8 protein-coding genes are annotated in these 5,406 nt (G+C 69.5%); 3 read left to right on the forward strand and 5 right to left on the reverse strand.

Translation table 11 applies throughout. The annotated features are described in order from the left end of the window. From OXN85_13180 to OXN85_13195, 4 genes are all read right to left on the reverse strand, one after another. On the reverse strand, positions 1-949 hold a 949-nt coding region (locus OXN85_13180; protein ID MCY3600913.1), incomplete at its 3' end, for a hypothetical protein. Beyond that, the gene (locus OXN85_13185) at positions 916-1,221 is read right to left on the reverse strand and encodes a VirB3 family type IV secretion system protein (protein ID MCY3600914.1); all 306 of its coding nucleotides are present in this window, start codon (positions 1,219-1,221) and stop codon (positions 916-918) included. The genes OXN85_13185 and OXN85_13180, both read right to left, overlap by 34 nt. Further along, entirely contained in the window at positions 1,221-1,508 is a 288-nt protein-coding gene (locus OXN85_13190) for a TrbC/VirB2 family protein (GenBank protein MCY3600915.1), read from the reverse strand. Before OXN85_13190 ends, OXN85_13185 begins: the two co-directional genes overlap by 1 nt. Continuing rightward, a complete protein-coding gene (locus OXN85_13195; protein ID MCY3600916.1) occupies positions 1,505-1,774 on the reverse strand; it encodes an AlpA family transcriptional regulator in 270 nt (89 codons plus the stop codon). Before OXN85_13195 ends, OXN85_13190 begins: the two co-directional genes overlap by 4 nt. Positions 1,775-2,268: 494 nt before the next feature. On the opposite strand from OXN85_13195, the gene OXN85_13200 reads away from it, so the two are divergent. From OXN85_13200 to OXN85_13210, 3 genes are all read left to right on the forward strand, one after another. Next, positions 2,269-2,982, forward strand: coding sequence for a peptidase S24 (locus OXN85_13200; GenBank protein ID MCY3600917.1), 714 nt, complete (start codon positions 2,269-2,271; stop codon positions 2,980-2,982). Positions 2,983-3,111: 129 nt separating this feature from the next. Next, positions 3,112-3,813 carry a DNA-processing protein DprA gene (locus OXN85_13205; GenBank protein ID MCY3600918.1) on the forward strand — a complete coding sequence of 234 codons (702 nt, stop codon included), beginning with the start codon at positions 3,112-3,114 and terminating at the stop codon, positions 3,811-3,813. Positions 3,814-4,261: 448 nt separating this feature from the next. After that, positions 4,262-4,468: a hypothetical protein gene (locus tag OXN85_13210; GenBank protein ID MCY3600919.1), complete on the forward strand. Its 207-nt coding sequence runs from the start codon at positions 4,262-4,264 to the stop codon at positions 4,466-4,468. Positions 4,469-4,606: 138 nt separating this feature from the next. On the opposite strand, the gene OXN85_13215 is transcribed toward OXN85_13210, so the two are convergent. After that, positions 4,607-5,406: hypothetical protein (locus tag OXN85_13215; protein MCY3600920.1), on the reverse strand; the 800-nt coding region annotated here is incomplete at its 5' end.

Raw genomic sequence — 5,406 nt, forward strand, 5'->3', positions numbered from 1 at the left:
CCTGCGCGTGCGCCATCATCGAGTAGCGGCGCGAGAAGTAGTGGCGCTGCGCGCTACGAATCCGGCGCCGCGCCGCCTCCACCGTCCACGGCCGCCATTCGAGCGAGACGGTCGTCACCGCGTCCAGGCAGTAGAGATCCTTGAGCAGGTTCGCGTGCGCCTGGCCGGGCGGCGACAACAGCGAATAGAGAATGACCGGCTCGCCGTCGAGCCGAAGGTGCGACCGCTCCGCCTCCAACTCCGAGAGCGCGAGCCGCCAGTTCATGCCGCTGCCGGTCGCACCGTCCCAGAACGTGCCGGGGCGGTTGATCAGTTCGGAAAGAAGCCGGGAAGCCTCAAGGGCTCCAAGCATCTCGACGGGCGTGTGCTCGGCCACCAGCGAGCGGCCAGCGTCGATCATCGCCCTGAACCGGCCCGCTGCCGCCTCGATCTCCGAGGCCAGGTAGGCCGTTGCCGTCTTGCCGCCGCGCTTGCCCAACCGCTTGAACCGCGACAGCGGTCCCGGCCCGGAACCCCCGCCCGCCGGGCGGAGGCCCGGGTCGTGCGACCAGACTACGAAGGCGTCGAGCCGCTGGACGCGCCCGGCGAGGAACGCGCTTCGCTTGCGGCCCGACAGGGACGCGATGTCCGAACCGCCGTCGTCCGGACCCTCGGCGAGGCTGGGACGCCGGAGCATGTGGAACTGGAGGCGCGTGTCGGAACCGAGCCCTGACAACAGCCGCTGCCAGAGCCCGAGCACGCGGTCGATCTGTTCGGGCGCGCGGCCGTCCACCGCGGCGGGCCGGATCCGCCCCGCCGCGATCAACTCGCCCGAACGGGTCAGGCAGGTGCGGCCGTCTTCCAGCCAGCCCCAGTAGGGCAACTCCTCGGCCAGCGAGCCCGCCGCCTCGTAGGCCCGGCGTTCCTCCGCGACTCTCACTTCGAGTCCGTCCGGATGCGGAGATGCCACGGCTCGTCCGTCCACTTGCCCGGATCGCACCGCGCCGGATGGCGCGCCGCCGCCCGTAGCACCGCGAGCATGGCCGGATCCCTCCGGCCAGCCAGCCAGCCCGCGCCGTAGCAGCCAGCGAACACCATGCCGCCCGCCACCAGCGAGGCCGTCGCGTTCCACACTGCGACGGCGAGCGTCGCCCCCAGCAGGAACAGCCGCCGCTCCACGCCCAGCACCGTCAGCGGACGGTTGAGTGCGCCGTAGCCTGCCCAGCGCGTGAGGCCCTGCATCAGAACAGCCAGCCGAGGAAGTTCACCGCGCCCACGGCCATCCCGATCCCGAAGATGATGCCCGCCAGCGTGCGCTTGCTCCCGCCCTCGCCGAACGCGAACATCAGCCCGCCCACCACGATCGCGATCAGCGACAAACCCCGCGCGATCGGTCCCGTGAACTGCGTCTGTAGCTCGTTCACCGCGTCCACCCACGGACTCGTGCCCTGGGCGTGAACCGCGCTGGGCGTCAGCATGAGCAGCACGGCCCACGCGGCTCCCCGCATCGTTGTTAGCAACGTTCTCATCGTTCTTCGTCCTTTCCTTGTTGGTTCGTGGACGACGGGCTCTCCGCCGTCCTGCCCGCCGAGATCCGGTTGCGGACCCACTCGTCGATCTCCGCCTCGATCCAGGCCACGCCGTACTTGCCCAGCCGGACCGGGCGGGGGAAGGTCCCCTCCGCCATCCGCGCGTAGATCGAGCTCCGCGACAGGCCGGTGCGAGCCTCGACCTCCGGCCGGCGCAGCAAGCGCACGGGCGAAGTAGTGCGCGGGTCCTTCGGGCTTGCGGTCATCGTTCCAGATCTCCTCGTTCGTTTCGCTCGCGGTTTTTTCCGCTTCCGGGGCCGCCGCGGCGGCGGATACCGCGCGCGATGCCGCTCCCGCTCGTAGGTGGTCGTGTACGCCAGAATCCGGTCGGCCGTCCGCAGCGTCGGCGAGCGGCCCCTCCCGATCTCGCGCATCAGGTTCGGGTCGCCGATCGCCCTGCGCCCGAGCGTGGACAGGGGCATGCCCGTGCTCTCGATGAACGCGTCCAAGCGCGACCTGAAGTGCCCTTCCAGCGTCTTCATGCCACAAACGTTGAAACGCTGTTCGCAAGGGGGTCAACTGGTAGGAAAAACCCGACATTCCAGAGTGTTCCTGAGCGTTCCAGCGGTGGGGTAAACCCGTTGGCTGCCGTCGCCAGTCGCGCTCCCGTGCCCCCAAATCGGCGGTGGACTGGCCGGTGTACCGCCGTGCCGAGGTCGTGGGTTGTACCGGGCAGGAAATGCAGGTAGACTCCCACACCATGACGCAGCGAGAGCACGACAAGGCACTGGACCCGGTGCGCAAACGGCTGCTCCAGCTACTGGCTGCGAACGGCTCGAACCTGCGAACCGCTTCGCTCGCCATGGGGCGGAACGCCGCCTACCTGCACCAGTTCATCAAACGGGGCACGCCGAAGGCTTTGGCTGAGGATGACCGCGAGATCCTTGCCGAGCATCTGGGGTGCAGGCCCGACCTGCTCCGGCCCGACCGGAAAGTCCGGCGTGCGGTGCGTGCCAAACCGCCGCCCGCTTCCGGACCCTATTCCGCCCCGAAGGGCTACAGCGCCGTGCCGGAGGCCGATGTCCGGCGGGCGGCTGCCGCCGGAGCTTGGAGTGGCGATCTGGAGGAAGCGAACGAGGCCTGGCTGTTCGCCGATCCGCTCATCCGCCACGAGCTGCGGGCCGAGCCCGGCGACCTGTGGATGATTCCGGTGGACGGGGACTCGATGGAGCCGGTCCTCGCGAGCGGCGACCGCGTCCTGATCGACGTAAGCCGGACGGTGCCGGTGCCGCCGGGGATCTTCGTCATCTGGGACGGCATGGGACTCGTCGCGAAGCGGATCGAGCACGTGCCGCTCTCCGACCCGCCCAGGGTCGTGCTCAGGTCCCTAAACCCGACGTACGACAGCCACGAGTGCCTCGCCGAGGATGTCCGTGTCGTCGGGCGGGCGGTCTGGGTCTCGAAACGGTTGTAGCGGTGGCGGGCGTCTCGCCGTTTATCGGTGCGAGCGGGAGGTCGCTATATTGCGTCATCGACTCCTGACGCGGAGAAAGCAACCGAGCAGATGCAGCAGCGAGCGGAGCATGAACCGGGAGCGGTGAAAGTGAGACAGCCAAGAACCGTGGTACCCGACGATGTGCTCGGACCTCTCAATGAGTTCGAGTTGAAAGCCGCCCCGCGCAAGCTCTTCCTGCAGGGCGATGCGTCGCTGCTGGAGGGCGGCCCACGAATCGCCGTGGTGGGATCCCGGCGGGCGTCGTCCGAGGGCCTGGAATTGGCGCGGCGCATTACCGAGATGCTGGTGTCGCACGGTGTCACGGTGGTGAGCGGGCTGGCGTTGGGGATCGACACCGTGGCCCACGAGACGTCGATGTCCAACGGCGGCAGGACGGTGGGCGTCCTGGGCACATCGCTGGATCAGTACGCGGTGCCGCGAAACCGGAGCCTCCAAGACGCGATCGGGGAGCGGCATCTGCTGGTGTCGCAGTTTCCGCCCGGTCAGCCCACGCACCGGTCGAACTTCCCTCTGCGCAACAAGACCATGGCTCTTCTGTCCGACGCCACGCTGATCGTCGAGGCGGCCACCAACAGCGGGACGAGACACCAGGGATGGGAGGCGATCAGGCTCGGGCGGCCCGTACTCTTTCCCAAACGATCGCTCGCAAGACAGTCGCCCGGCTGGGCCGACGAGATGATCCGATACGGGGCCTTCAGCTTCGATGCAAGGACGCTCCCGCTGGTGCTCGACGATCTCCCTTCCCGATGCGTCGGATCAGCGGCGCGTGCGGATGACCTACCGTTCTGAAGGTGTTCCGTTCGGATCGGTGGCTGCGTACCGTCCCGGTCGGCCCCGCCCCGGCGACACGGCTATGACGCGCCAAGGTTGGGAGCTCGTCATGGATCTGAAGTTCTCCGATCCCAAGAGAATCAAGAGCATCGCGTCGTGGATGGCATCGGATCACGGCCGGCACCTTTTCCCGACGTACTTCGGCTCCGGCGTCGCTCTCGTGCCCGCACCCGGCCACGCCCCTCGGGTGAAGGGAGGCGAGCCGCGGTCCACGACCGTCGAACTGGTGCGGTCAATGGAAGCGGAAGGGCTTGGAAGACGTAGGGAATGGCTTCACCGGCTGGAAAAGGTGCCGAAGTCCGCTTGGTCCCGAGGTGCTCGGCCCACGGAGGAGCGTCATTACTCGACGGTCGCCCTATCCGAACCGCCTGTTCTTGGATTCGATCACCTCTACCGGATCACGGTCGTGGACGACGTAATCACCACCGGCGCTACGCTTCACGCGTGCGTTCGCCGAATCGCGGAAGCGTTTCCATCGGCGGGGGTCGCCGCCTTCGCCGTCGTCCGCACGATCACCGGCGTGTCGCAACTCCCAAAGGCCTTCGATCCCGTGCCCGAGGGCGAGGGATGCATCGTCCTCAACGCCGATGGCAGCTCGCGCCGCACGCCATGAGCACTCGGGTCACGGGACCATGACGCCTGCATCTGAAGACGGGGGCTGAGCCGGAGCGTTCTCGGAGAAGTTACGGCCTCCGGGATTGCCTGGGATCGACGACCACCGCCCCTCTTCGGAGATCGCTCGGCGGCTTCGTCAGCGCGCGAGGGCGACCTCGAAATCGGCCGGGTCCATGAGCTCGTAGTCGCCGCCCGCCACCTGAACGACCGCGACCCGGTACCGCGCACGGTTGCCGGTATCGGGCACGCCGATCCGCAGGAGCGTCCCGGTGGCCAGTTCGCCGGCGACGATCACCTCCCTCCGGGCCGGGGCTCCGCCGAAATGGACCAGCTCCAACCCGGGGGCCGACGGCTCGACCGAGTCGATGCCCGGACCCTCGAAGACCAGCATCGCCCCGGCGGCGCGCGCTCCGGCCGGCACCGCGACCCGGACCTCCAGCAGTCCCGGCCCCGTTGGCGCGGTGGGCTCGGTCGGACTGCCCGGCCGGCCCGCGTCGCAGCCCCAGACCGCCGCGGCAAGGGCCAGCGCCAGCACCGTGATCCGCGGCCGCCGCGCCGCGCGGCGGCCCGCCGTTCGTTCGCGCTTCCGTGCCCGTCCCCGCCGCCTCCGTCCCCGCCGCCGGATCGCAAACCCCGCGCCCAGCGGCACCAGTCCGGCCGCCGGTCCGGAACCGCCGTCCGTCGAGGTCCCCGTTCCGCCGCAGTGCGCCGCGTCCCTCCGGCAGTGCGCGATCCACGCCAGCAGGTCGCCGAGGTCGTAGCTTCCGTTCGCGTTGCCCAGCAGGTCCAGCGCGTCGAGCCGGGCGTCGTCCAGGACCCTCCCGTCGTACAGCGCGGCCGTGGCCGTCTCCGGGGTGACGCCCTCGAGGAGCGCCAGCGCTCCGGCCTCGGCATCGACGGCGGGCACCGCCGAGGGCGCGCGGTCGCCCGCGGTGC

Origin of the sequence: Candidatus Palauibacter australiensis (genome assembly GCA_026705295.1) — a bacterium.
GTDB lineage: Bacteria > Gemmatimonadota > Gemmatimonadetes > Palauibacterales > Palauibacteraceae > Palauibacter > Palauibacter australiensis.

Bases quoted from the DNA above. Each gene is read 5' to 3' on its own strand.
- OXN85_13185 (MCY3600914.1), bottom strand. From the start codon at position 1,221: ATGCAGGGCCTCACGCGCTGGGCAGGCTACGGCGCACTCAACCGTCCG.
- OXN85_13190 (MCY3600915.1), bottom strand. From the start codon at position 1,508: ATGAGAACGTTGCTAACAACGATGCGGGGAGCCGCGTGGGCCGTGCTG.
- OXN85_13195 (MCY3600916.1), bottom strand. From the start codon at position 1,774: ATGACCGCAAGCCCGAAGGACCCGCGCACTACTTCGCCCGTGCGCTTG.
- OXN85_13200 (MCY3600917.1), top strand. From the start codon at position 2,269: ATGACGCAGCGAGAGCACGACAAGGCACTGGACCCGGTGCGCAAACGG.